General features: G+C 73.0%; 23 protein-coding genes and 1 riboswitch. Of the genes, 12 read left to right on the top strand and 11 right to left on the bottom strand.

The genetic code is table 11. The annotated features are described in order from the left end of the window. Nucleotides 1-87 precede the first annotated feature (87 nt). The 4 genes from ACMXGY_RS16575 (at nucleotide 88) to manA (ending at nucleotide 5,248) form a co-directional block, all read left to right on the top strand. Entirely contained in the window at nucleotides 88-1,605 is a 1,518-nt protein-coding gene (locus tag ACMXGY_RS16575; RefSeq protein WP_483774081.1) for a sugar transferase, read from the top strand. Between the two features lie 38 nt (nucleotides 1,606-1,643). Next, nucleotides 1,644-2,366 (top strand): hypothetical protein, encoded by a 723-nt coding sequence (locus tag ACMXGY_RS16570; RefSeq protein WP_483774080.1) that lies wholly within the window; start codon nucleotides 1,644-1,646, stop codon nucleotides 2,364-2,366. 85 nt (nucleotides 2,367-2,451) lie between these two features. Further along, nucleotides 2,452-3,927: an NCS2 family permease gene (locus ACMXGY_RS16565; RefSeq protein ID WP_483774079.1), complete on the top strand. Its 1,476-nt coding sequence runs from the start codon at nucleotides 2,452-2,454 to the stop codon at nucleotides 3,925-3,927. A gap of 10 nt (nucleotides 3,928-3,937) precedes the next feature. Then, on the top strand, nucleotides 3,938-5,248 hold the full coding sequence (gene manA, locus ACMXGY_RS16560; RefSeq protein WP_483774078.1) for a mannose-6-phosphate isomerase, class I: 1,311 nt from the start codon (nucleotides 3,938-3,940) through the stop codon (nucleotides 5,246-5,248). 190 nt (nucleotides 5,249-5,438) lie between these two features. Here the strand turns inward: manA and ACMXGY_RS16555 are convergent, their stop codons facing one another. Next, nucleotides 5,439-5,642: a hypothetical protein gene (locus ACMXGY_RS16555; protein ID WP_483774077.1), complete on the bottom strand. Its 204-nt coding sequence runs from the start codon at nucleotides 5,640-5,642 to the stop codon at nucleotides 5,439-5,441. 59 nt (nucleotides 5,643-5,701) lie between these two features. Between ACMXGY_RS16555 and ACMXGY_RS16550 the strand changes: the two genes are divergently transcribed. Both ACMXGY_RS16550 and ACMXGY_RS16545 read left to right on the top strand, forming a co-directional pair. Then, entirely contained in the window at nucleotides 5,702-6,160 is a 459-nt protein-coding gene (locus tag ACMXGY_RS16550; RefSeq protein ID WP_483774076.1) for a MarR family winged helix-turn-helix transcriptional regulator, read from the top strand. Next, a complete protein-coding gene (locus ACMXGY_RS16545) occupies nucleotides 6,157-7,503 on the top strand; it encodes an MFS transporter (protein WP_483774075.1) in 1,347 nt (448 codons plus the stop codon). The genes ACMXGY_RS16550 and ACMXGY_RS16545 overlap by 4 nt, the downstream gene beginning before the upstream one ends. A 120-nt stretch (nucleotides 7,504-7,623) precedes the next feature. On the opposite strand, the gene serC is transcribed toward ACMXGY_RS16545, so the two are convergent. Then, entirely contained in the window at nucleotides 7,624-8,766 is a 1,143-nt protein-coding gene (serC, locus tag ACMXGY_RS16540; protein ID WP_483774074.1) for a phosphoserine transaminase, read from the bottom strand. A gap of 162 nt (nucleotides 8,767-8,928) precedes the next feature. Between serC and ACMXGY_RS16535 the strand changes: the two genes are divergently transcribed. The 3 genes from ACMXGY_RS16535 to ACMXGY_RS16525 all read left to right on the top strand — a co-directional run bounded on the left by ACMXGY_RS16535 (nucleotide 8,929) and on the right by ACMXGY_RS16525 (nucleotide 11,916). Further along, on the top strand, nucleotides 8,929-9,648 hold the full coding sequence (locus ACMXGY_RS16535) for an iron-dependent transcriptional repressor DtxR (RefSeq protein ID WP_483774073.1): 720 nt from the start codon (nucleotides 8,929-8,931) through the stop codon (nucleotides 9,646-9,648). 167 nt (nucleotides 9,649-9,815) lie between these two features. Continuing rightward, a riboswitch (cyclic di-AMP (ydaO/yuaA leader) is annotated at nucleotides 9,816-9,977 on the top strand. A gap of 2 nt (nucleotides 9,978-9,979) precedes the next feature. After that, a complete protein-coding gene (locus ACMXGY_RS16530) occupies nucleotides 9,980-10,780 on the top strand; it encodes a C40 family peptidase (RefSeq protein ID WP_483774072.1) in 801 nt (266 codons plus the stop codon). 185 nt (nucleotides 10,781-10,965) lie between these two features. Continuing rightward, nucleotides 10,966-11,916, top strand: a complete 951-nt coding sequence (locus ACMXGY_RS16525; protein WP_483774071.1) for a universal stress protein — start codon at nucleotides 10,966-10,968, stop codon at nucleotides 11,914-11,916. Here the strand turns inward: ACMXGY_RS16525 and ACMXGY_RS16520 are convergent. Beyond that, entirely contained in the window at nucleotides 11,858-12,361 is a 504-nt protein-coding gene (locus ACMXGY_RS16520) for a DUF6463 family protein (RefSeq protein ID WP_483774070.1), read from the bottom strand. The genes ACMXGY_RS16525 and ACMXGY_RS16520 overlap by 59 nt on opposite strands. 88 nt (nucleotides 12,362-12,449) lie before the next feature. Here ACMXGY_RS16520 and ACMXGY_RS16515 point away from each other — a divergent pair, with 88 nt between their 5' ends. Next, complete coding sequence (locus ACMXGY_RS16515) at nucleotides 12,450-13,001, top strand: TetR/AcrR family transcriptional regulator (protein WP_483774069.1); 552 nt, start codon at nucleotides 12,450-12,452, stop codon at nucleotides 12,999-13,001. Nucleotides 13,002-13,030: 29 nt separating this feature from the next. Here the strand turns inward: ACMXGY_RS16515 and ACMXGY_RS16510 are convergent, their stop codons facing one another. The 5 genes from ACMXGY_RS16510 to ACMXGY_RS16490 all read right to left on the bottom strand — a co-directional run bounded on the left by ACMXGY_RS16510 (nucleotide 13,031) and on the right by ACMXGY_RS16490 (nucleotide 19,256). Continuing rightward, complete coding sequence (locus ACMXGY_RS16510) at nucleotides 13,031-13,882, bottom strand: ABC transporter permease (protein ID WP_483774068.1); 852 nt, start codon at nucleotides 13,880-13,882, stop codon at nucleotides 13,031-13,033. After that, nucleotides 13,882-14,883 carry an ATP-binding cassette domain-containing protein gene (locus tag ACMXGY_RS16505; RefSeq protein ID WP_483774067.1) on the bottom strand — a complete coding sequence of 334 codons (1,002 nt, stop codon included), beginning with the start codon at nucleotides 14,881-14,883 and terminating at the stop codon, nucleotides 13,882-13,884. Before ACMXGY_RS16505 ends, ACMXGY_RS16510 begins: the two co-directional genes overlap by 1 nt. An 863-nt stretch (nucleotides 14,884-15,746) precedes the next feature. Continuing rightward, nucleotides 15,747-17,072, bottom strand: a complete 1,326-nt coding sequence (locus ACMXGY_RS16500; protein WP_483774066.1) for an aspartate aminotransferase type Ic — start codon at nucleotides 17,070-17,072, stop codon at nucleotides 15,747-15,749. Between the two features lie 10 nt (nucleotides 17,073-17,082). Beyond that, nucleotides 17,083-18,315, bottom strand: coding sequence for an ornithine--oxo-acid transaminase (rocD, locus tag ACMXGY_RS16495; RefSeq protein ID WP_483774065.1), 1,233 nt, complete (start codon nucleotides 18,313-18,315; stop codon nucleotides 17,083-17,085). Next, complete coding sequence (locus ACMXGY_RS16490; RefSeq protein WP_483774064.1) at nucleotides 18,312-19,256, bottom strand: dimethylarginine dimethylaminohydrolase family protein; 945 nt, start codon at nucleotides 19,254-19,256, stop codon at nucleotides 18,312-18,314. The genes rocD and ACMXGY_RS16490 overlap by 4 nt, the downstream gene beginning before the upstream one ends. 322 nt (nucleotides 19,257-19,578) lie before the next feature. On the opposite strand from ACMXGY_RS16490, the gene ACMXGY_RS16485 reads away from it, so the two are divergent. After that, nucleotides 19,579-20,439, top strand: a complete 861-nt coding sequence (locus ACMXGY_RS16485; protein ID WP_483774063.1) for a PadR family transcriptional regulator — start codon at nucleotides 19,579-19,581, stop codon at nucleotides 20,437-20,439. A 103-nt stretch (nucleotides 20,440-20,542) separates the two neighbouring features. Here the strand turns inward: ACMXGY_RS16485 and ACMXGY_RS16480 are convergent, their stop codons facing one another. The 3 genes from ACMXGY_RS16480 to ACMXGY_RS16470 are packed head-to-tail and all read right to left on the bottom strand — an operon-like array spanning nucleotide 20,543 to nucleotide 22,589. After that, nucleotides 20,543-21,118, bottom strand: a complete 576-nt coding sequence (locus tag ACMXGY_RS16480; protein ID WP_483774062.1) for an SRPBCC family protein — start codon at nucleotides 21,116-21,118, stop codon at nucleotides 20,543-20,545. Next, nucleotides 21,115-22,038, bottom strand: coding sequence for a hypothetical protein (locus ACMXGY_RS16475; protein ID WP_483774061.1), 924 nt, complete (start codon nucleotides 22,036-22,038; stop codon nucleotides 21,115-21,117). Before ACMXGY_RS16475 ends, ACMXGY_RS16480 begins: the two co-directional genes overlap by 4 nt. 32 nt (nucleotides 22,039-22,070) lie before the next feature. Further along, nucleotides 22,071-22,589 (bottom strand): OsmC family protein, encoded by a 519-nt coding sequence (locus tag ACMXGY_RS16470; protein WP_483774060.1) that lies wholly within the window; start codon nucleotides 22,587-22,589, stop codon nucleotides 22,071-22,073. Between the two features lie 170 nt (nucleotides 22,590-22,759). Between ACMXGY_RS16470 and ACMXGY_RS16465 the strand changes: the two genes are divergently transcribed. Beyond that, nucleotides 22,760-23,494 (top strand): SDR family oxidoreductase, encoded by a 735-nt coding sequence (locus ACMXGY_RS16465; protein WP_483774059.1) that lies wholly within the window; start codon nucleotides 22,760-22,762, stop codon nucleotides 23,492-23,494. Nucleotides 23,495-23,553 lie beyond the last annotated feature (59 nt).

Here is a 23,553-nt window from a genome sequence, read left to right as displayed (position 1 = left end):
AATACCGTTGAGAAACCCGTGGAGAAGGACTTCCCGACCCTAGTATGGGTCGCCATGCAGGGTTTGGATCCGACCGGAGGTGGACGCATGTCCCACAGCGTCAGCGAGGACGCGAGGCGTAGCCTGCGCACCCTCCTCGCGACCTCCCCGGCATCCCGCATCAGGGCGGCACGAGCGGCGTTCGCCGCCCAGGGCTGGGAGCTCGCGTACCGCCGGCGGCTCCTGTTGACCGACACCGCGGTGATCGTCGTGGCCGTCCTCGTCGCGTACTTCCTGCGCTGGGACCGTTTCGTCGACGAACCGGTCCGGAGCGACGTGCGCGTGCCGTACGTCGTGCTCAGCCTCGCTGTCGGCCTCGCGTGGTCGCTCTCGCTCGTCGCGAGCCGTACCCGCGACCCGCGGGTCATGGGCAGCGGGCCCACCGAGTACCACCGGGTGTTCGACGCGTCGTGGCGGCTCTTCGCGATCCTCGCCGTGCTCGCCTTTCTGCTGCGCTTCCCCGAGGCCCGCGGCTATCTCGCGTTCGCCTTCCCGATCGGGCTCGGCGGGCTGCTCCTCGGCCGCTACTCGTGGCGGCAGTGGCTGCACCGCCAGCGGGCGCTCGGGCGCATGCGGTCGGCCGTGCTCGTCATCGGGCACCGCGACCAGGCCGAGCGTCTCATCCGCGACCTCAACGGTCGCGACGAGTCGGGCTACCGCGTGGTGGGTGTCTGCGTGCCGTCGGGCGGCGTCAGCACGGGTGAGGAGATCCGCGGCGTGCCGGTCCTGGGCGAGCTGCGGCACGCCGGAGAGGTCGCGACCCGGGTCGGCGCGGACGTCGTCGCGGTCTCGGGCTCGGACGCGATCACCGCGGAGGTCGTGCGCCGGCTCGGCTGGGAGCTCGAGCCCTACGGCGTGGACCTCATGCTCACCGCGGAGCTCGCCGACGTCGCGGGGCCGCGCATCACCATCACCCCGGCCGAGAGCGTCTCGCTCCTCCATGTGGACGCGCCCCGCTTCACCGGGCCCAAGTTCGTCGTGAAGTCGGTCGCCGACTGGACCGGCGCCGCGCTCGTCACGCTTGCCGCGCTGCCCGTGCTCGTGCTCGTCGCCCTCGCCGTGCGCCTCACGAGCCGAGGGCCGGTCCTCTTCCGGCAGGAGCGCGTGGGCCGCGGCGGCAAGACCTTCCCCATGTTCAAGTTCCGCTCGATGCGCGTCGGCGCCGACCGCGAGGTCGAACACCTGACCGAGCAGAACGACGGCGCAGGCCCGCTGTTCAAGATGCGCGACGACCCACGCGTGACGCGCGTCGGTCGCGTCCTGCGCAAGTACTCGCTCGACGAGCTCCCGCAGCTTCTCAACGTGCTGCGCGGCGACATGAGCCTTGTGGGGCCCCGACCGCCGCTGCCGAGCGAGGTGCAGAAGTACGAGAAGAAGGTGCGTCGGCGGCTCCTCGTCAAGCCCGGCCTCACCGGGCTGTGGCAGGTCGGCGGCCGGTCCGACCTGTCCTGGGAGCAGAGCGTCCGCCTCGATGTGTACTACGTCGAGAACTGGACGATGTTCGGCGACCTCCTCATCCTCGCGCGCACCGCGCGCGCCGTGTTCTCCGGCTCCGGGGCCTACTGAGGCCCGGGGCGGATCCAGGTCGGCGGAGGTGGTGCCACGTGCGGGTCTCGGTCTCGGGATGCGGGCGTCGCGGCGTCCTCCACGCGGCGTGCCTCGCGGCGACGGGCCACGAGGTCGTGGTGCACGACACGGACGCCCGTGCGCTCGACGCGCTCCGCGCAGGCCTGGCCGGGACGGCTGAACCTCGGCTCCACCGCCTCATCGCGCTCGCGCTCGTGAGCCGCCGCCTCCGCATCACGCCCGACCGGACCGCGATCGCCGGCGCGCGCGTGCACGTGCTGTGCGTCGGCGCGGGCACGGCACCGGACCCTGGTGGCGTCTCGCGCGTGGTCGCGCTGCGGGACGCGCTCGACGACCTGGCCCCGCACCTCGGCCCGGGGGACCTCGTCGTCGGGCGCGCCCGCGTCCCGGCGGGGACGGCGGCGTGGCTCGCCGCCGGTCTCGCGGCCGACGGCGTGCGGGCGACGGTCGTGTGGGTGCCCGACGAGCACCGTCCGGGCCACGCCGTCGTCGACCTGCTGCGCCCGCCGCGCCTCGTGTACGGGGTCCCGGACGGCCCCGAGGGGGAGCGCGCGGTCCCGATCCTCGACGCGCTGCACGCGGTCCAGCTCTCCTCGGGGGCGCGCCGGGACGTCACCGACCTCCCGACGGCGGAGCTGCTCGGCCACGGCGTCGGTACCGCGCGAGAGCAGGTGCTGCGCGGGGCGACCGTGGCGTCGAGCACACTCGTGCCGCCGCTCGCGGCCGTAGGCGCCGCCTGACGTGCAGCGACGCCACCCAGGGCCGATGCGTGACCGTGTCCCGCGTGTTACCGGGCGGTCACAGGGTTCTGGCAGCATTCTCCTCATGTCCACCCCCACCTCCGTCCACGAGGACGAGCAGGCACCCCCGCCTGCCACCGGAGCGCTCGACCGCTTCTTCAAGATCACCGAGCGCGGCTCCACGATCGGCACCGAGGTCCGCGGTGGCCTCGTGACCTTCTTCGCGATGGCGTACATCATCGTGCTGAACCCGCTCATCATCGGGACCGTCCAGGACGGCACCGGCCAGTTCCTCGGCGGCGGCGACGCACCGAACTTCGGCATGATCGCGGCAGCGACGGCGCTCGTCGCGGGCGTCATGACGATCGCCATGGGCGTGTTCGCCAACTTCCCGCTCGGGCTGGCGGCGGGTCTCGGTCTCAACGCGGTCGTGGCGTACTCGATCGCGTCGCTCGAGGGCGTGACGTGGGCGGACGCGATGGGCCTCGTCGTGATCGAGGGTCTCATCATCCTCGTGCTCGTCCTCACCGGGTTCCGCGAGGCGGTGTTCCGGGCGGTCCCGGTCGAGCTCAAGACGGCGATCAGCGTGGGCATCGGCCTGTTCATCGCGCTCATCGGCCTCGTCAACGCGGGCTTCGTCACCGCGGGCAGCGGCACGCTCCTCGCGCTCGGCAACCTCGGCACGTGGCCGATGCTGGTGTTCGTCGTGGGGCTCGTCCTGACGATCGTGCTGTGGGTGCGCAAGGTCAAGGGCGCGCTGCTCGTCGCGATCCTCACGGCGACCGCGCTCGCCGTCGTGCTGGAGAACACGCTGCACATCGGCGCGAAGGCGCCTGACGGCTCGAACCCGAACGGCTTCAACCTCAACGCCCCGACGTTCGACGGTGTCGTCGAGGTCCCGGACTTCGGCCTCCTCGGCCAGTTCTCCCTCCTCGGCTCGTTCGAGAACATCGCGACGGTCACCGTGATCCTGCTGGTGTTCTCGCTCCTGCTCGCCGACTTCTTCGACACGATGGGCACGATGGTCGCCGTCGGCGCCGAGGCGAAGCTGCTCGACGCGGACGGCACGCCGCCGCGCACCCGCGCGATCCTCGTCGTCGACTCCGTCGCAGCCGCCGCGGGCGGTCTCGGGTCCGTGTCGTCGAACACGAGCTACGTCGAGTCCACGACCGGCGTCGGCGAGGGCGCACGCACCGGCCTCGCCTCGGTCGTCACGGGCGTCGCGTTCCTGCTCGCGACGTTCCTGTCGCCCCTCGTCGCGCTCGTGCCCTACGAGGCCGCCGCACCGGCGCTGGTGTTCGTCGGGTTCCTCATGATGACGCAGATCGCCGGCATCTCCTGGAAGAACGTGGAGATCGCCATCCCGGCGTTCCTCACGATCATCGTCATGCCGTTCACCTACTCGATCGCGGACGGCATCGGCGCGGGCTTCCTCGCGTTCGTCGTCGTCAAGCTCGCGCTCGGCAAGGTCCGGGCGATCCACCCGCTCATGTGGGTCGCGTCGGCGATGTTCGTCGTGTACTTCCTGCTCGGCCCGATCCGGGAGGCGCTGGGTCTCTAGGCTCAGGCCCATGAACAGCGCAGCGGACGGGCGAGCGGGGGAGGTGTCGGTGACGGACGCCGTGCCCGCCGCCCGTCCTCCTGCGTTCTACCGGCTCGACAACACCGTCCAGGCGTACGACTGGGGGTCGACGACCGCGATCCAGGAGCTCCTGGGGCACGAGCCCGACGGCCGACCGGCCGCCGAGCTGTGGATGGGGGCGCACCCGCTCGCACCCTCGCGCGTCGTGTCGGGTGGCACGCTGGCGGACCTGGTGCGCGCCGACCCCGTGGCGGTCCTGGGCCAGCGCGTCCTCGACACGTACGGACCGCGACTGCCCTACCTGCTCAAGGTCCTCGCCGCCGACCGCGCGCTGTCCCTGCAGGTCCACCCGCACCCGCACCTCGCGCGCGCCGGGTTCAACCGGGAGAACCGCGAGGGCGTGCCCCGCGACTCGCCGCTGCGCAGCTTCCACGACGACCAGCACAAGCCCGAGATGGTGGTCGCCGTCTCCCAGTTCGAGGGGCTCTCGGGCTTCCGCCGGCCGGCCCGGATCGTCGAGCTCCTCGACGGCCTGGACGGCGAGCTCGTCGCGCGCATGCGCGCCGCGCTCCTCGCGCGCCCGACCGAGGCGGGCGTGCGCGAGGCGTTCACGCTCGCGCTGCACGCGCGTGCCGAGCCCGACGTCGCGGCGGACCTCACGAGGACCGTCGCCTCGGTCAGGGCGCGCGCGGGAGGCGTGGGGCCGGGCGACCGGGGGACGGGCAGGCCCGGCGCACGAGGCAGGACGTCGCGGCGCGCCGACGCGACCGTGCTCGCGCTCGCGGCGCAGCACCCGGGCGACCCGGGCGCCGTCGTCTCCCTCATGCTCAACCGCGTCACGCTCGCTCCGGGCGAGTCGATGTTCGTCCCGTCCGGGCACGTGCACGCGTACCTGTCGGGTTGCGCGGTCGAGGTCATGGCGAGCTCGGACAACGTGCTGCGGGCGGGGCTCACGAGCAAGCACGTCGACGTCGACGCGCTGCTCGAGTGCGCGACGTGCACCCCCGGCCCGGCGGCCCGGCCGCGCACGACGACGGACCCCGAGACCGGCCTCGTGACGTACCGGCCGCCGGTCGCGGAGTTCGCGCTCACCTCGGGCCGTGTCCAGGCGGACGGTGAGGCCGCGCTGCCCGACGCCGGGCCCCGCGTCGTCCTGTGCCTGGACGGGGAGGTCAGCATCGCTGCAGGGGCGGACGGCGATCTGCGGCTCTCGCACGGGGAGTCCGTGTTCGTGCCCCACGCGAGCGGGTCGCTGAACGTGCGCGGCGACGGCCAGGTCGTGGTCGCCTACGTGCCGTGAGGCCGCTCCGGCCGATGGCATCCCGTCGCCCGTCGGTGGGGCGCGGTCAGGCCGAGGGCAGCGCGGAGACGGGGTCGCCAGGCCCTGCGGGGACGCCCGCCACGGCTACGACCGCGCGCGTGAGGCCGCCGTCGTCCGTCAGGAGTGCCGCGTCGAGGTCGTACGTCGCCTCCTAGGTTGCCGCGTAGACCTAGGCTGCCGCGGAGACGAGGTACCACAGCGGTGTCTCGTCAGGGTCCTGCGCGAGGTCGACGCGTGTCGGGCAGATCATGAACGGCACGGACTCCGTCTCGATCGAGCCCACGGCAGCCGTCGCGCTCAGCTCCACGGTGAACGGCTCGGTGAGCCGCCACCCCGCCCGCGACCACTTTCCGCACGCGGGCGTCGGGGCCACGTGCGCGTGCGGCCTCGGTGCACTTTCATTACCATAGGTAATGAGTTAAGGTAACTATCATGCCTGCTGCGGATCCCACTGCCCCCACCCGGAACCAGTGCCGGCCCGCAACCCTCGGAGGCGAGCTCCGCGTCGCCCTCACGCGTGTCTCGCGCCAGCTGCGCGCCCAGCGCGGCGAGGCCGACCTGCCGGAGGGCCGCTTCGGCGTCCTCACGGTCCTCCACAAGCACGGCGCCATGTCGCCGAGCGCGCTCGCCGAGCACGAGCGCGTCCGGCCGCCGTCGATGACCCGGGCGGTCAACGCGCTCGTCGAGATGGGTCTGGTGCAGAAGGTCGAGCACCCGAGCGACCGGCGCCAGGTCGTCGTGACTCTCACGGAGGCCGGCGTGCGCGAGGTCAAGGAGACCCGGCGCCGACGCGACGCCTGGCTCACGCAGCAGCTGTCCGCACTGACCCTCGACGAGAGAGAGACCTTGGCCCGCGCCAGTGAGCTGTTGAACCGGATCGCCGCCCGATGAGCACGACCTTCTCCTCCCTCCAGTACTTCAACTACCGCGTCTGGTTCGGTGCCGCGCTCGTCGCGAACATCGGGACCTGGATGCAGCGCGTCGCGCAGGACTGGCTCGTCCTCACCGACCTCACCGACAACTCCGGGGTCGCGGTCGGCGTCGTGACGGCGCTGCAGTTCGCGCCCGTCCTTGCGCTCTCCGCCTGGGCAGGTCTGCTCGCCGACCGGCTGCCGCGCCGTCGGCTCCTCATGGCCACGCAGGGCGCGATGGGCGTCCTCGCGCTCGGCCTCGGCGCACTCGTCCTCTCGGGGCACGTCCAGCTGTGGCACGTCTACGCGTTCGCCACCCTGCTCGGCGTCGTCAGCGCGTTCGACAACCCGGTGCGCCAGACGTTCGTCGCGGAGATGGTCCCCGCCGACAAGCTCTCCAACGCGGTCGGCCTCAACAGCGCCTCGTTCAACGCGGCGCGGCTCGTGGGGCCGGGCGTCGCAGGCCTGCTCATCGCCGTCGTCGGGTCGGGGTGGATCTTCGTCGTCAACGGCGTGACCTTCGCCGCGACGATCCTCGCCCTCGGCTACATGCGCACGCGCGAGCTGCACTCCCTGCCGAGCGCGCCGCGGGAGAAGGGGCAGATCCGCGAGGGCATCCGCTACGTCCGCGGGCGCACGGACATCATCGTCATCATGGTCGTCGTCGGCGTCGTGTCGACGTTCGGCCTCAACTTCCAGCTCACCTCCGCCATGATGGCGAGCACCGAGTTCGGCAAGGGCCCGGGGGAGTACGGCATCCTCGGGTCCGTCCTCGCGATCGGCTCGCTCACCGGCGCGCTGCTCGCGGCCCGCAGAGAACGGCCACGCGTGCGTCTGGTCATCGGGTCGGCCGCCGGGTTCGCCGTCGCGACGGGCGTCATGGCGCTCATGCCCACCTACCCCAGCTACGCGATCGCGTGCATCCCTGTGGGCCTCGCGTCGCTGACCATGATGACCGCCGCCAACTCCACCATCCAGATGTCCGTCGACCCCGTGATGCGCGGACGCGTCATGTCGCTCTACATGATCGTGTTCCTCGGCGCGACGCCGGTCGGGTCGCCGCTCGTCGGCTGGATCGCCGAGGCGTGGGGCCCGCGCTGGGCCATCGGTGTCGGCTCCATCACCGCGGCCCTCGTCGCCGTCGGCGCCGCGGTGTGGGCGGTGCGCAACTGGCACCTCGAGGTGCGCTACCGCGTCCTGCAGCGTCCGCACCTCGTCGTGCGCTACCTCGACGCCGGGACTCCGGCCGAGGGGTCTGCCCGCGCCGAGACGAAGCGCCGCCTCGGCGTCGAGGACGCGGAGGAGGCGGCGCGCGCCGCCTGAGGCTTCGGTCTCGTCGACGACCCGCGTGGTCGGGTCGGGTGGCGCCCCCGACCGCTCTCGTCAGGTCGCCCCGCACGCGGACCTGACCACGACGCCGCCCACCCGCGACATCGCGCGGTATCAGGCGAGGCGCGCGACGACGTGGTCGACGCAGGCGGTGAGGGCGCGGACGTCGTCGGGCTCGACCGCGGGGAACATCGCGACGCGCAGTTGGTTGCGGCCGAGCTTGCGGTAGGGGAAGACGTCGAGGATCCCGTTCGCGCGCAGGGCGGCGACGACGGCGGTCGCGTCGATCGCGTCGTCGAGGTCGATCGTGCCGACGACCGTGGAGCGCTGCGCCGGGTCGGCGACGAACGGCGTCGCCCACTCGCGTGCCTCCGCCCAGCCGTACAGGTGCGCGGCGGACTCGGCCGAGCGGGCCGCTGCCCACTCCAGGCCGCCGTTGCCGAGGAGCCACCCGACCTGCTCCGCGAGCATGACGAGCGTCGCGATCGCGGGGGTGTTGAGCGTCTGGTCCTGACGCGAGTTCGCCGCGGCGGTGCGCAGCGAGAGCGACTCGGGCACCCAGCGCGTGCCGCTCGACTCGACCTCCTCCGCACGGGCGAGCGCGTCGGGGGAGCACAGCGCGAGCCACAGTCCGCCGTCGGACCCGAAGACCTTCTGCGGTGCGAAGTAGTAGACGTCGGTCTCCGCGACGTCGACGGGCAGCGCGCCCGCGCCCGACGTCGCGTCGACGAGCGTCAGCGCCCCTTGCTCGCGGGAGCCGGGCACGCGGCGGACGGGGGCCATCGCGCCCGTCGAGGTCTCGTTGTGCGGCCAGGCGTGCACGTCGACGTCGCCGGCCGGGGCGGGCAGGGCAACGGTGCCCGGGGCCGCGGTGATGACCTGCGACGGCTCGAGGAAGGGCGCGGCCGTCGTCGCGGCGGCGAACTTGGCGCCGAACTCCCCGAACGCGGCGTGCTGCGCCTTCGTGCGGACGAGGCACGCCGTGGCGACGTCCCAGAACGTCGTCGACCCACCGTTGCCCAGCACGACCTCGTAGCCGTCCGGCAGGGCGAACAGCTCCGCGAGACCCTCGCGCGTGCGGCGCACGAGCGAGCGGACCGGCGCCTGCCGGTGGGACGTCCCGAGGAGCTGCGTCCCGGCGTCGGACAGCGCACGGACCTGCGCGGCGCGGACCTTGCTGGGCCCGGACCCGAAGCGGCCGTCGCTCGGCAGCAGGTCGGCGGGGATCGTGATCGGGGTGTTCGCAGGCTCGGGCACAGCGTCACGATACGCGGTCCGCCACGGGGGGTTCCGCGCCGTCCCCAGGGTGAGTCACGGCCGCGCCATAGACTGTCCCCAGCGGCCCGCCGGTGCGGGCGGAAGCCCCCCGGGGCCGGGTGTGGGCCGGTGCCCCGAGCCGACGAGCGACAGGAGCGTGACGTGACCGATCTGATCGATACCACCGAGATGTATCTGAAGACGATCTACGAGCTCGTGGAAGAGGGCATCGTCCCGCTGCGCGCGCGCATCGCGGAGCGCCTCGGGCACTCGGGTCCCACGGTGTCGCAGACGGTCGCGCGCATGGAGCGCGACGGGCTCGTCGTGGTGACGGGCGACCGGCACCTCGAGCTCACGCCCGCCGGCAACGACAAGGCGACGCGCGTCATGCGCAAGCACCGCCTCGCCGAGCGCCTGCTCACGGACGTCATCAAGCTCGACTGGGAGTACGTGCACACCGAGGCGTGCCGCTGGGAGCACGTCATGAGCGAGCTCGTGGAGGAGCGGCTCATCGGCCTGCTCGACCACCCCCACTTCGACCCCTACGGCAACCCGATCCCGGGGCTCCCGGAGCTGGGGGAGCAGTTCGAGGAGGTCGACTTCCTCGACGGCGTCGTGTCGCTCCCGGCCTACGTGCGCGAGCGTGCGGCGAACCGCACGGAGGGTGGGGACCTGCGCGTCGTGCTGCAGCGGATCGCCGAGCCGATCCAGGTCGACGTCGAGCTCCTGTCGCGGTTCTCGGAGGCCGGGGTCCTGCCGCGTCGCACGCTCGTCGTGCGCCCGGAGGCAGACGGCGGGCTCACGGTCCAGGGCGAGGGCGCGGAGGTCGTGCTCGACCTGCCCGAGGACGTCGCGCGCCACCTGTTCGTCGCCCGCCAGTAACCCGGCGTTCCCGACGATAGGGCACATGACCTGCAAGGACGTGACCGTCCACCCTCCGTCGTCATCGAAACGTGACTTTTGCTGGGGCGTCCTGTACGGTCGGTGCTGCTCCATCGGAATACCCATCCGAGGGAGTCCTCGAGCGGAACGCCGAACCCTGTCACCGCAAGAGGCCAACGACGACCCGAAGACAGGGGCGGGGGACCCAATAACCGGGTACCGGAGACGGTGCCCTTGGGGTGAAGCCCGACAGACCTCGGTCTGCCAGGCCGGGTGACTCTTCCACCCGAACCCGACAGCTGACCTCGTAGGCGTCATGGAGAGGCACAACGTGACCGTGAGCACGACTCGCGCCCGCCACCGCGCGGCGCGGCGTCCAGTGACGCCACTCAGCACCATCGCCCAGGCCGCTTCGGACCAGATGTCGACCGTCGGTCGCCGCACCGCCGTCGTCGCCGCGTCCTCGGGCCTCATCGTCTCGATGATCGGCGCCGCCGCGCCCGCGACCGCAGCACCCGTCGACAACGAGTCCGGCAAGCTCAACGCCGTCGACCTCAGCGCCCTCACCGCACAGGCGCGCCAGGCGCTCGAGGCCGCCCCCGTCGTGACCGTCGCGGCCGACGCAGCGTTCACCGTCGAGCAGGCCCCCGTGGCCGTGACCCCGGCACCTGAGCCGGAGCCCGAGCCGGAGCCCGTCCGCACCACGCAGACGAGCCGCACGCAGGAGCGCCAGTCCACCTCCGACGAGGCCGAGGCTCCCGCGCAGGAGCAGGCCGCGGTCGAGGTTCCGGCCTCCGCCTACGGCTCCTCGATCGTCTCGATCGCCGCCCGCTACGTGGGCGTCCCGTACGTCTACGGCGGCACCACCCCGGACGGCTTCGACTGCTCCGGCTTCACGAGCTACGTCTACGCGCAGGTCGGCATCACGCTCCCGCGCACGTCGAGCGCCCAGGGCTCGATCGGCACCAAGGTCTCGCGCGACCAGGCGCAGCCGGGCGACCTCATCTGGACGCCGGGTCACATCGCCATCTACGCCGGCGACAACATGATGATCGACGCCCCGCGTCCCGGGAAGACCGTCCAGTTCCGTCAGATCTGGCAGTCGAACCCGACGTTCATCCGCGTGGCCTGAGTCTCTCGGCCGGCGCGGACCGCACGGTCCCGATCCACGAACCCCGTCCCTCGCGAGTCGTCGCGAGCAGGCGGGGTTCGTGGCATTCTTGACTCGTTCATGACCCGTGGTGGACGGACGGCGGGTCGTCGTCTCGGTCGGGTGCTCGAGCTCGATGCACCGGACCGTCGAGAGGAGTGTCACCGATGACCCGCACCGAATCCGTCCTGGTCGGCGTCGACGGGTCGGCGCCCAGCCTCCACGCCCTCGACTGGGCCGCGGCCTACGCCCAGCAGGTCGGCTGGCCCCTCCACGTCGTGTGCACGTACTCGCTGCCGTCCTTCACCGCGGCGTCCCTCGACGGCGGCTACGCGGCGCTCGACGACACCGCCATCCAGGAGGGCGCTCGCGCCGTCCTCGAAGAGGCCCGGGCGCGGGCCGAGGCGGCAGGCGTCCGGACGACCGCGACCGTCACGACCGGTGACGCCGCCGGCGTGCTCGTCGAGATGTCACGTGAGCACTCGCTCGTCGTCGTCGGCACGCGTGGCCGCGGAGGTTTCACCGAGCGGCTACTCGGCACCGTGTCGTCCGCGCTGCCTGCGCACGCCCACTGCCCGACCGTCGTCGTGCCGTTCCGCACCGGCGGCAAGGGAGACGACGGCGGATCGTCGGAGCTGCCGGCGATCAAGCCCCTCCAGCGGGTCGTCGTCGGTGTCGACGGGTCGCCGTCGGCCGAGATCGCGCTGCGCCACGCGATCCGTCAGGCGCAGGCCTGGGGCGCCGAGCTCGTCGCGGTCGCCGGCGTCCCCGTGGGGGCCGGCTCCGGCCTGCTGGCGTGGCTGCCCGCGTCGATCGACCACGAGCAGGTCCTCGCGGACGTGACCGAAGGACTCAACGTCATCATCGACCGGCACGAGGCCGAGCACCCCGGGCTCAAGATCAAGCGCATCGTCCTCGACGGCACCGGCGCCGAGCTGCTCACCGAGTTCTCGACGGCGTCCGACCTCATGGTGGTCGGGTCGCGCGGCCGCGGCGGCTTCCGCGGCCTGCTCCTGGGTTCCACGAGCCAGGCGGTCCTGCACCACTCGGCCTGCCCCGTCATGGTCGTGACGAAGAAGTGCGACGACGAGACGGCTGGAGGGCCGGAGGTCGGCTGACGTCGGACTCGACGGTCTCAGCGGGGCGCTCCCGGATCCGCGCGGCGAGGACGAGGAGCAGTCCCGCGAGCGCACCGACGAACATCGGCGAGGGGACGAGCACGACGCCTCCGACGACGAACCAGGCGGTGAGCGTCCAGCCGACGAAGGCGGGCGGGACTACCCCGCGTCCGGTGAGCCACCACAGGAGGAGGCCGAGCACGACGAGCGGGACGGCGAAGCTGCCGATCCCGCTCCAGAACGCGGTGGAGTCCAGCAGCGCAGTCTCGTCCGGGTCCGGGCCTGGCCGTAGCGGGACCGCCCCCCACAGTCCGGACTCGACCCAGCCGGCCATCCGAGCACCCGCGACCACGCCCATGAGCGCGAGGTGTCCGATGCCGAGGGTGACGAGGATCGCCGCGGCGACGCGGACCATCGTGCGCGCGCGACTCGTGCTGCCGTCCATGACCGACCTCCATGTATACGCCACCGTACGTTTCATCTGTACGGTAGCGTATAGATGCCCGACCAGCCTAGGTGCACCAAGGAGTCCCATGCCCGCCCGGACGCGCACACCCCGTCAGCACTGGGTCGACGCCGGGCTCGCCGCACTCGCGGAAGGCGGTCCGGAAGCAGTCCGGGTCGAGGTGCTCGCTGGCCATCTCGGCGTCACCAAGGGCGGTTTCTACGGGCACTTCTCTGATCGGGCGGAGCTGCTCGAGGCGATGCTCGACGACTGGGAGCGTCGGTGCACCGAGTCGGTCATCGAGCAGGCGGGCGCCGAGGCGAGGGACGCTGTGGACACCCTCCGCGCGGCAGGTCGGCTGTCCTTCTCCGAGGAGCTGCACCGCATCGACCTCGCGGTACGCGAGTGGGCGCGCCGTGAGCCTGACGTCGCCGAGCGTCTGCGGCGCACGGACGAGCGACGCATGGACTGGCTGCGTGGACTCTTCGCGACGTTCGTCGACGATGCCGACGAGGTCGAGGCTCGCAGCACGCTGCTCTTCGCTCTCGCGATCGGACGCCACTTCATGGTCGTGAGCCATCCTGGTCGCTCGACCCGCGAGGCCGTGAGCCTCGCGGGCGAGCTGTTGCTGCGGCCCTGACGTCGCCCCGACGGTGGCGTGCCGTGGTGTCAGCTGCGGTTGCGGTAGAGGCGCATCGTGATCGGGGCGAGGACCGCCGTCAGGACGACGGACGCCACGAGGACCCACATGATCCCGTTCATGTCCGGCTCGCCGGCCATGAGGCTGCGGACCGCGGTGACGAGGTGCGTCACCGGGTTGACCTCGACGAATCGCTGCAGCACCACGGGCATCGTCGACGGGTCGACGAAGATGTTCGACGCGAACGTCAGCGGCATCAGCACGAGCATCGAGGTGCCCATGACCGCGTTGGGCGAGCGCAGGACGAGCCCGAGCGCCGTGAACACCCAGCTCAGGGCGAATGCGAACACGAGCAGCAGCAGGACCCCGAGAACGACTCCGACGACGCCGCCCGGCGGCCGGAAGCCCAGGACGAGCCCGAGGGCCAACGTGACGATCGACGCGATCGTGTAGCGCACGGTGTCGCCGAGCAGCGCACCGACGATCGGTGCCGGTCGCCACACGGGCAGCGAGCGGAAGCGGTCGAACACACCCTTGCTGATGTCGGTGTTCATCGTGTAGCCCGTGTAGATCGTCGTGAAGAGGACGGCCTGCACGAGGATGCCGGGCAGCAAGAACTGCAGGTAGCTCGTCACGTCGCCGGCGAGCGCACCGCCGAACAGGTACGTGAACATCAGGGTGAAGATGATCGGCGAGACCGTGACGTCGAAGAGCTGCTCGGGCACGTGCTTGATCTTGAGCAGCGCGCGCCACGTGTAGGTCAACGTCGCCGACACGGGCGAGGGCCGGTCGGGCCGCCGGTCGAGCGCGACGGCGGCGCGCAGCGCGTTCGCCTCGGGCGCGCGCAGGTCCGCCGCGGTGGTGGTGGGGTCGACGGCCATCAGGCCACCTCCTCGATCGTCTCGTCTTCCTCGACGGGCTGGCCGGTGAGCGCGAGGAAGACCTCGTCGAGGCTCGGCTGGCCCAGGGTGAACTCCGGCACGACGATGCCCTGGTCGCCCAGTGCCGGGAGGATGCGCGCGACGGCGAGGGCGCCGTCGTCGGGCACGCGCGCCGAGAACGCGTACGGGTCGTTGGCGAGCGAGACCTCCGTGCCGAGGAGACCGGCGACGACTTCCGCCGCACGGCCGCGCTGCGTCGCGTCGGCGAGACGCAGGGTGACCGCGCCCTCGCCCACGGAGCGCTTGAGCTCCGTCGCGGTGCCCTCCGCGATGACCTTGCCGTGGTCGATCACCGCGATGCGGTCCGCGAGCTGGTCCGCCTCCTCGAGGTACTGCGTCGTGAGCAGGACCGTCGCGCCGTCGGCCACGAGCACGCGCACGATGTCCCACACCTGGTTGCGGCTGCGCGGGTCGAGCCCGGTCGTCGGCTCGTCGAGGAAGATCACGCGCGGGCTCATGACGAGGCTCGCCGCGAGGTCGATGCGGCGCCGCATGCCGCCCGAGTACGTCTTGACCTGACGGTCGCCCGCGTCACCCAGGCCGAACGCGTCCAGCAGGTCCGCCGATCGCCTGCGCGCCGTGCCACCGAGGAACCCGTAGAGCCGCGCGAGCATCACGAGGTTCTCCGTGCCCGTGAGGTCCTCGTCCACGGACGCGTACTGCCCCGTGAGCCCGACGACGGAGCGCACCTTGTCCGCGTCGTGCACGACGTCGTGGCCCAGCACGCGCGCGGTGCCCGCATCCGGCCGCAAGAGCGTCGCCAGCATGCGCACCGCGGTCGTCTTGCCCGCGCCGTTCGGCCCGAGGACTCCGAAGACCGTTCCCTCGGGGATGAGCAGGTCGATGCCGTCGACCGCCTTGGTCACCGACTTGCCGGTCGTGAAGTGCTTGACGAGGCCGCGGGCCTCGACGGCGAGGTCGCCGCGTGCAGTGTCGGTCATGTCCCCTCCGCGGGATGGTCGTTCGCCGGTACCGACGAGCCGCCCGGGTCTCCGAGCCACCCACCACCGACCGTCCGGGCCGGCAGAACTCATCGGTCGCGCACGTGCTCCATCCTGCGTCGGGTCGGTGCCGCAAGACCAGTGAGATTCGTCAGGGCCATGACCGGATCGTCGGGGTGCGCTCGTGGTCGGGTCCGCGTGCGGGGCGGCGTCGGTGCTCGGGCCGGGTCGGGCGTGCTGTGGTCGGGTCCGCGGGTGGGGCGGCGTCGGTGCTCGGGCTGTCCGCGCCGTCGCCCGGGTCTTTCGGGCGTGGGTTTTGGGAGCGCGGCCTTGACGCCCTTCGCATCCGACGCCGCCCCACCCGCTCGACGATCACCGCACCCCAGGCGGACGCCGGGCCCCGGACCCGCCGACGTAGAACCCTGGTCGGCCGAGGTAGAACCGTGGTCACGCGAGGTAGAACCCTGGTCTGCCGAAGTAGAACGGTGGTCCGCCGTCAGGGCCAAGTCGCGCGCGTCGGCAAGGCACGGGGCCGTGGCCCGCTCTCGTGGCGACCATGCGGTCCCGGCCGGTCGAGCATGGCGTTGTGGCCCGTCAGGCGACCAGGACGAGCCGTGACGACATGCTCGGCGTAACACCACGGGTCTTGCCCGGGTGAGCACGGACCAGGGTGAGGTGATGCCGGGAGGGGTGGGTGGGGGCGCCGCGTCGTGGTCGGGCCTGGCGGGAGCCGCGAGGAACGAGCGGCGGATGGTAGACGCGGCGCCCCCACCCACCCCGACGCCCAACCCGACCACGCGCCGTCGGACACGACCACGGTTCTACTTCGCGTGACCGGGGTTCTACTTCGCGTGACCGGGGTTCTACCTCGCGCGGGCGGCGTGCTCCGCGGCGGCGAGGAGGACGCAGGTCGCGACGCCGTCCATCGCGACGCGGACCTCCTCGATCGGGGGGAGGGTCGGGGCGAGGCGCAGGACCTTGTCCTCGGGGTCCTTGCCGTAGGGGAAGGGAGCGCCGGCGGGGGTGAGCGCGATGCCGGCGTCCTTCGCGAGCCCGACGACGCGCGACGCGGTGCCGGGCACGACGTCGAGACTGACGAAGTAGCCGCCCTTCGGCTCGGTCCACGACCCGACGCCGGCGTCGCCGAGGCGCTCGGCGAGGATGCTCGTGACGGCGTCGAACTTGGGCGCGATGATGTCGCGGTGCTTGCGCATGTGCGCGCGCACGCCGTCGGCGTCGCCGAAGAACAGGGCGTGGCGGAGCTGGTTGACCTTGTCGGGGCCGATCGACTGGGCGGACAGGTGCTTCTTGTACCAGGCGACGTTCGCAGGGGAGGCGCCGAGGAACGCGACGCCGGCGCCGGCGAAGGTGATCTTGGACGTCGAGGCGTAGAGGATCACGCGGTCGGGGTTGCCGGCCTCGGCGGCGAGGCCGAGGGCGTCGGCGCTGGTCACCTCGTCGTCGGTGAGGTGATGCAGCGCGTAGGCGTTGTCCCAGAGGATGCGGAAGTCCGGTGCGGCGGTGGGCATCGAGACGAGCGCGCGCGCGACATCCTCGCTGACGACCGACCCGTCGGGGTTCGCGTACGTGGGCACGACCCACATGCCCTTGATGCTGGGGTCGTCGGCGACGAGGGCTGCGACGGCGTCGGCGTCCGGCCCGTCGGAGGTCATCGGGACGGTGACCATCTCGATGCCGAACGCCTCGCACACCGAGAAGTGCCGGTCGTAGCCGGGCACCGGGCAGATCCAGCGGACGGTCTCCTCGCGGCCCCAGGGCCGGTCAGAGCCGGGGACGCCGAAGAGCGTCGCGTACGCGAGCGTGTCGTACATGAGCGTGAGGCTCGCGTTGCCGCCGGCGAGGAGCTGCTGGACCGGCACGCCGAGCAGCTCGGCGAAGATGCGGCGGAGCTGCAGAAGCCCGTCGAGCCCGCCGTAGTTACGCACGTCGGTGCCGTCGGCGTCCGTGTGCACGCCCTCGCCCGGGAGCGCGAGCAGGGCCTCGGAGAGGTCGAGCTGCTCGGCTGACGGCTTCCCGCGCGTGAGGTCCAGCTTCAGGCCCAGCGCCTGCAGGTCCGCGTAGGCGCGGCGCAGGTCGTCGAGGGACGTCGCGAGGTCGGCCGCAGGGGCGGTGGCGTCGGCGGTGGGAACGTCGGCAGGGGCGGTGGGCTCAGGCTGCGCGGTGGTCACCCACCGGACTCTACCGACCGCGCCCGAGCGCCGTCAGCGCATCCTCCAGGGCGGACAGACCGGTCTCGAGGTCGTCCTCCGTGATGGTCAGCGGGGGCGCGAGCCGGATGGTCGAGCCGTGCGTGTCCTTGGCGAGGACGCCGCGCGCAAGGAGGGCCTCGCACAGGTCGCGGCCCGTCCCGTGCGCGGGGTCGAGGTCGACGCCCGCCCACAGCCCGACCCCGCGCGCGCCGACGAGCAGCCCGGAGTCCACGAGCGAGGCGAGGCGTGCGTGGAGGAGCCCACCGAGCTCGCGCGCACGGCGCTGGTGCTCGCCGGTGGACAGCAGCTCGACGACGGCGAGGCCCACCGCGCACGCGAGCGGGTTGCCGCCGAACGTGCTGCCGTGCGTGCCGGGCGTGAGCACCTCGAGCACGTCGCGGCGCCCGACGACGGCGGACACCGGCAGGATCCCGCCCCCGAGGGCCTTGCCGAGCGTCACGAGGTCCGGCTGCACGGCCCACGTCTCGGTGGCGAGGGTCGTGCCGGTGCGGCCGAGGCCGGACTGGATCTCGTCCGCGACGAGCAGCACGTCGCGCTCGGCGGTGATCGACCGCAGCCGCGGCCAGTACTCGTCAGGCGGCACGATGACGCCCGACTCGCCCTGGACCGGCTCCATCAGGACCGCGACGGTCGTCTCGTCGACCGCGGCCGCCACGGCGTCGGCGTCGCCGTACGGGACGAGCCGGAAGCCGGGCGTGTACGGGTCGAACCCCGTGCGCGCGTCGGGGTCGTCGGAGAACGAGACGACCGTCGTGGTGCGCCCGTGGAAGTTCCCGGAGCCGACGACGATCGTCGCCTCTCCGGGCGGCACGCCCTTGACGTCGTACCCCCACTTGCGGGCGGTCTTGATCGCGGTCTCGACCGCCTCCGCGCCGGTGTTCATGGGGAGCACCATCGCGTCCGGGCCGCCGGTCGTGAGCGGCCCGACGAGCACGGCGAGCGCGTCGGCGAACCGGTGCAGGAGGTCGTGGTCGAACGCGCGCGAGGTGAGCGTGACGCGCCCGAGCTGGCGGGTCACGGCGTCGACGAGCGCGGGATGCCGGTGCCCGAAGTTCAGCGCCGAGTAGCCCGCGAGGAAGTCGAGGTAGCGGCGCCCGTGCACGTCCGTGACCCAGGACCCCTCGGCGGTCGCGACCGTCACGGGCAGCGGGTGGTAGTTGTGCGCGAGAGCGCCCGAGGTGCGCACGACCTGGGCGGTCACGACGGGCTCCCGGACGTCGGCGCGTGCGTCGGCACGGTGGAGCGGATCTCGAGGGTGCAGCACTTCGCGCCGCCGCCCCCGCGCAGGAGCTCGGACGTGTCGACGCCGACGGTCTCGTAGCCGCGCTCGCGCAACGCCGCCGCGAGGTGCGCGGCCCGCGGGTTGAGCACCACGTGCCGGCCGTCGCTCACGGCGTTGAGCCCCAGCACGACGGCGTCCTCCTCGCTCGCGAGGTGCGCGTCGGGGAAGCGGTCGCGCAGGACCTCGCGCGACGCGGGGGAGAACGCAGGCGGGTAGTAGGCGACGTCGACGCCGGGCGTGCCGGTCAGCCCGGGGTGCGGCGCGTCGTCGGGCCCGTCGTGGCCGGGACGCATCGTGCCCGGACCTTCCGCGCCCAGAGGGGTCCCCTCGCTCCCGCGCAGCACGACGAGCGCGGTGTCGAGGTGGTAGAAGCGCGGGTCGACGAGCTCGAGCGTCACGACCTCCCGACCCCACAGTCCTGCCGCCTCGGCGTGCGCGGCACGGTCGGTGCGGAACCCGGTGCCGGCGAGCACGACGTCGCCGACGGTGAGCAGGTCGCCCTCGCCCTCGTTGACGTGCTCGGCGAGGTGGGTCACGTAGCCGTGGTCGGCGAACCACTTGAGGTACGCGGGGCCCTCGGGGCCGCGCTCGGGGTGCGTGAAGCGCGCGGAGTAGACGAGCCCGTCGACCACGGTCGCGCCGTTGGCGGCGTAGACCATGTCGGGCAGCCCGGGGACGGGGTCGATCGTCTCGACCGTGTGCCCGAGGTCGCGGTAGGTGTCGCGCAGGCGTTCCCACTGCGCGACCGCGAGGGGGGTGTCGACCGGGGTGCGCCGGTCCATCCACGGGTTGATCTCGTAGCTGACGGTGAAGTACGTCGGCCGGCACATGAGGTAGTGCCGGGGGTGTCCAGGGCGCATCGCCGCCTCCTCGCGGGCAGTCGGGCCGCGGGGGTGGTGCGGCCCGGGGTGCACGTCGGTTCGAAAGGCCGGGCGGGTGTGTCCGTCCGGTGACCTGCTGGATGCCAGCGTACGTCCGGCGGGCGGGTGCGTCCTGGGACCACGCGAGCGGCGACCGGGTGTTGACAGCGATATTCTATCGATATATCGTTAGCGTATCGCTGAGCCAGCCTCGGGAGATCCTTCGACTGCTCGAGGCGCTCGCGATCCCTGCGAGGCCACCACGGCCCGCCACCGCCCTGCGGCGCACGCCCGGGGCCCACGAACACAGGAGACACATCCCATGAGCTACGCACACCAGCACCGGGGCCGGACCCCGGACGACATCCAGAACATCTCCCAGCCCGTCGCGGGCCGACCCGGGCCGCGCCCCGGTCGCCGCCGTCGCGACGGCTTCCCGCCCGTGCCCGACGACGCGGCATGGTTCCGCGGCGACGCCGGCTCCGGCCGTGGTCGCGGCGGTGCGCCGCGCGGCGGCAGGCCCGGCGGCTTCGGCGGTCCGGCCGACGGCGGACGGGGCTTCGGTCCCGGAGGACCGGGCTTCGGTCCCGGCGGGCCCGGGTTCGGCCCGGGTGGGCACGGCGGCCGTCGGCACGGCGGACGCGGCCCCGGTCGCGCCGGTCGCGGCGACGTCCGCGCCGCCGTCCTGCTGCTCCTCGCCGAGCAGCCCATGCACGGCTACCAGGTGATCCAGGAGATCGCCGAGCGCAGCGAGGGCCAGTGGCGCCCGAGCCCGGGCGCGGTCTACCCGGCGCTCAACCTGCTCCAGGACGAGGGGCTCGTCGAGCTCTCGGCCGACGGCGGGCGTCGCCTCGCGACCCTCACGGAGGCAGGCACCGCGTACGTCGCGGAGCACGCCGCCGAGCTCGGTGACCCGTTCGCCGACGCCGCGGGGCGTGGCGGTCGGTCGCGGCGCGAGCTGCGCGCGGGGGTCGAGGCCGTCGCCGCGGCAGTCCACCAGGTCGCCCGCACGGGCACCGACGAGCAGGCGAAGGCCGCGGCCGAGCTCCTCGAGCGCACGCGCCGCGAGCTCTACCTGGTCCTCGCCGGCCCGGTCCCCTCGGGCACCCCGCACAGCTCCGGCCCCGCCGACCCGGCCGACGACGCGCCGTCGGGCACCGCGACCGACGGGCCGACCGCCTGACCACCCACCCCACTCCGCCGAACCCGGGGTTGCGTGTCACCCACGACCGTGGATGACACGCAACCCCGGGTTCGGCGTGCCTGGGGCGCCGTGCCCGCGGAGGTCAGGCTTCCGGGGCGCGGCGCGTCAAGCGGGACTCGAGACGGCGGAGCGACGCGTGCATCATCGCGCGCAGTGCCAGGCCGACGAGGGGCGCGGTGACACCGCGCGGGACCGGGCCGGCGAGGTACGCCTCCTCCCACCACACGACGCGGCATCGGCCCGGGCCGCGTGGGACGACGTCGAACCCCGCGTCGCCGAGCAGGACGGGCCCGAGCTTGCGCACGCGCGTGCGCCCGGTGCGGCCCGCCGCCGTGGAGGGCCGTTCGATCGCCTCCACGACCATGCGGTCGGTGAACCCGGGCGCTCCGCGGTGCCCGAGCGGACCGCTCACCATCGTGAACCGGTCGCCCACCTCCGGCCCGCGCGCCGCGGGCGTCGTCATGCGCGTCAGCGGGATGAAGCGTGGATGCGTGCGCGGGTCGGCGACCCACGCGAACGCGACCGACGCGTCGACGTCGAGGTCACGTCCGACGGCGACGCGACGCCCGCCGCGTCCCGCACCGCGCCGGACGCCCGGGACGTCGTCGCCGGACGGCACGCCGGCGCCCGGGCCGTCCCGGGGCCCGTCGACCGTCACTCCGCGTCGCGCGCGGCGGAGCGGTCCCGCCGGCCCCGCCCCGGCAGGAGGCGACGGCGCCGCCGCGGCTGCGCGTCGTCGTCGTCGGGCACGGGGACGAGCCGCGGGGGAGCGTCCTCGATCGGCGACTCGACCACCTCGATCAAACGACCGAAGACCGACGGTGGCGGCCCGAACGCGCGCCGGGACTGGGCGATGACGCCGTGGCCGAGCGCGCGTGCTCCCGCGACCCCGACGACCGCGCCGATGCCGAACGGGACCAGGCGCCCGATCGCGAGACCGGACTGCTTCGCGAGCTGGGTGCGCAGGAAACGGTTGCCGAGCGCCTTGTTCACCTTGACGAGCGTCCCCGCCGGCATGCTCGTGAGCAGGACCTTGCCCCAGGCGAGGCCCGACCCCTGCGTCGCGCGCTCCACGTCGCGCGCTCCCTTCTCGCCGAGGACCGTGGCGAGGAGCAGGGCGCGACGGCGTGCGACGTCGTCGACCGCGATGCCGTGCACGTCCGCCACGGCGAGCGCGAATGCCGCCGACGACGCGAAGAAGGTCGCGATGTCGCTCGACGTGAGCACGATCCCGACCCCGGTGCCCACGGCGGGGAACCCCGCCACGGCTCCCACGGCACCGCCGGCCGCCTGGATGACGAGGAGGTACTCGCGCTCGAGGATCCGCACGATCTGCGCCGGGCTCGCCTCCGGGTTCCGACGGCGCACGGAGTCGACGTGGGCGCGGATGACGTGCGACGGGATCGTCACGGCCTTGTCGAGCGCGGCGTCCAGCAGCGGGGTGGGGCGGTACGCGGACCACTCGACGGCGTCCTGCGTCGGGACGTCGACGGGGGCGCCCGGGCGCGGCGGTGTCCCGTACTCGGGCACGCCGCCGTACGGCGCGGGGGTTCTCGAGGGGTCCTGCTGGTGCGCCATGGCGCCTCCCGTCATCCCGTGTCGGTCCTGCGTCAGGCCTGTGTCTCGACCTGTCGGCCGGCACCCTCCGGCTGGAAGAGGTACTCGACCTCGGCTCCGGCCTTGACCGTCCGTCCTACCGTGCACGCCTTGTCGATCGCTCGCTCGGCGACCGTGACGAGCCGGTCGCGCACGTCGTCGTCGAGCGAGGTCAGGTCGATGTCGTACGTGCCCGTGATCTTCGGGTAGCGCTCCTCCTCGAGGAGCTTGGCGCCCTCGACGTGGATGGTCACCTGGTAGTCGTCGCCGAGCCGGCGCGCGAACGTGCGGTCGGTGCTCATGCCCGCGCACGCGGCGAGGGCGATCTTCAGCAGCTCGCCGGGCGTGAACACCGCGCCCTCGCTCGCCGGGCCGATCGAGACCTGGGCGCCACGGGCGGAGTGGCCCGTGTAGGTGCGGTCGCCGGTGCGCTCGACCCACAGCGGGTCGGCCGGGGCGGGGGAGGGCGCGGGGACGTCGCGCTCGGCCTCGTCGGGGGGGTTCACGGTGTTCTCGGCAGGCTGGGTGGTCATGCGTCGATCCTCGCACTCGTGGGCTCTCGGCGGGCAGGCCGTCCGCACCCGGAGGAACGTGCGGCGGACGTCGGCGATTCCCGCCCGACGGTCGCTGTCACACGGGCCGGCGCCGCCCGGTCGACAGCATGACGGGCGGCACGACGCCGCGCGCAGGAGAGGAGAAGGTCATGAGGATCGTCGTCGTCGGAGGAACGGGACTGATCGGGAGCCAGGTCGTCGCACGCCTGCACGACGCCGGGCACGAGGCCGTCGTCGCCGCGCCCAGCACGGGTGTGGACACGCTGACGGGCGCGGGGGTGGACGAGGCGCTCGCGGGGGCCGACGTCGTGGTCGACGTGTCGAACTCGCCGTCGTTCGCGGACGACGACGTGATGCGCTTCTTCACGACGTCGACGCGCACGCTGCTCGACGCCGAGGCGCGCGCCGGGGTCGGCCACCACGTGATCCTGTCGATCGTGGGCACGGACCGGACAGACGCGGGGTACCTGCGCGCGAAGGTCGCGCAGGAGGAGCTCGTCCGCGGCTCCGGTCGCGGGTGGTCGATCGTCCGTGCGACGCAGTTCTTCGAGTTCGCGCGCTCCATCGCGGACGGCGCGACCGCCGACGGCGTCGTGCGGATCCCGCCCGTGGCGTTCCAGCCCGTGGCGTCCGCCGACGTCGCGCGCAAGGTCGCGGAGGTCGCGGCCGGGGCGCCGCTGAACGGCATGGTCGAGATCGCCGGGCCGGAGCGGGTGCGGTTCGACGAGTTCATCCGGACCGCCCTCGCCGCGCAGGGCGACGACCGGGAGGTCGTGGCGGACCCCGAGGCCACGTACTTCGGGGCGCGGCTCGCCGAGGACTCCATCGTCCCGCAAGGGGAGTCGCTGCGCGGCGAGATCACGTTCGCCCAGCACGTCGCGTGACGGCCTGACGCCAGTCTCACGCCGTCGAGCGCCCCGAGGTCCAGGACCTCGGGGCGCTC

The sequence above is a fragment of the Cellulosimicrobium sp. G4 BAM 1002 genome, from assembly GCF_057126935.1.
Note: the sequence above shows the minus strand (reverse complement) of the source record. Positions and strands in the feature narration are given on the sequence as shown.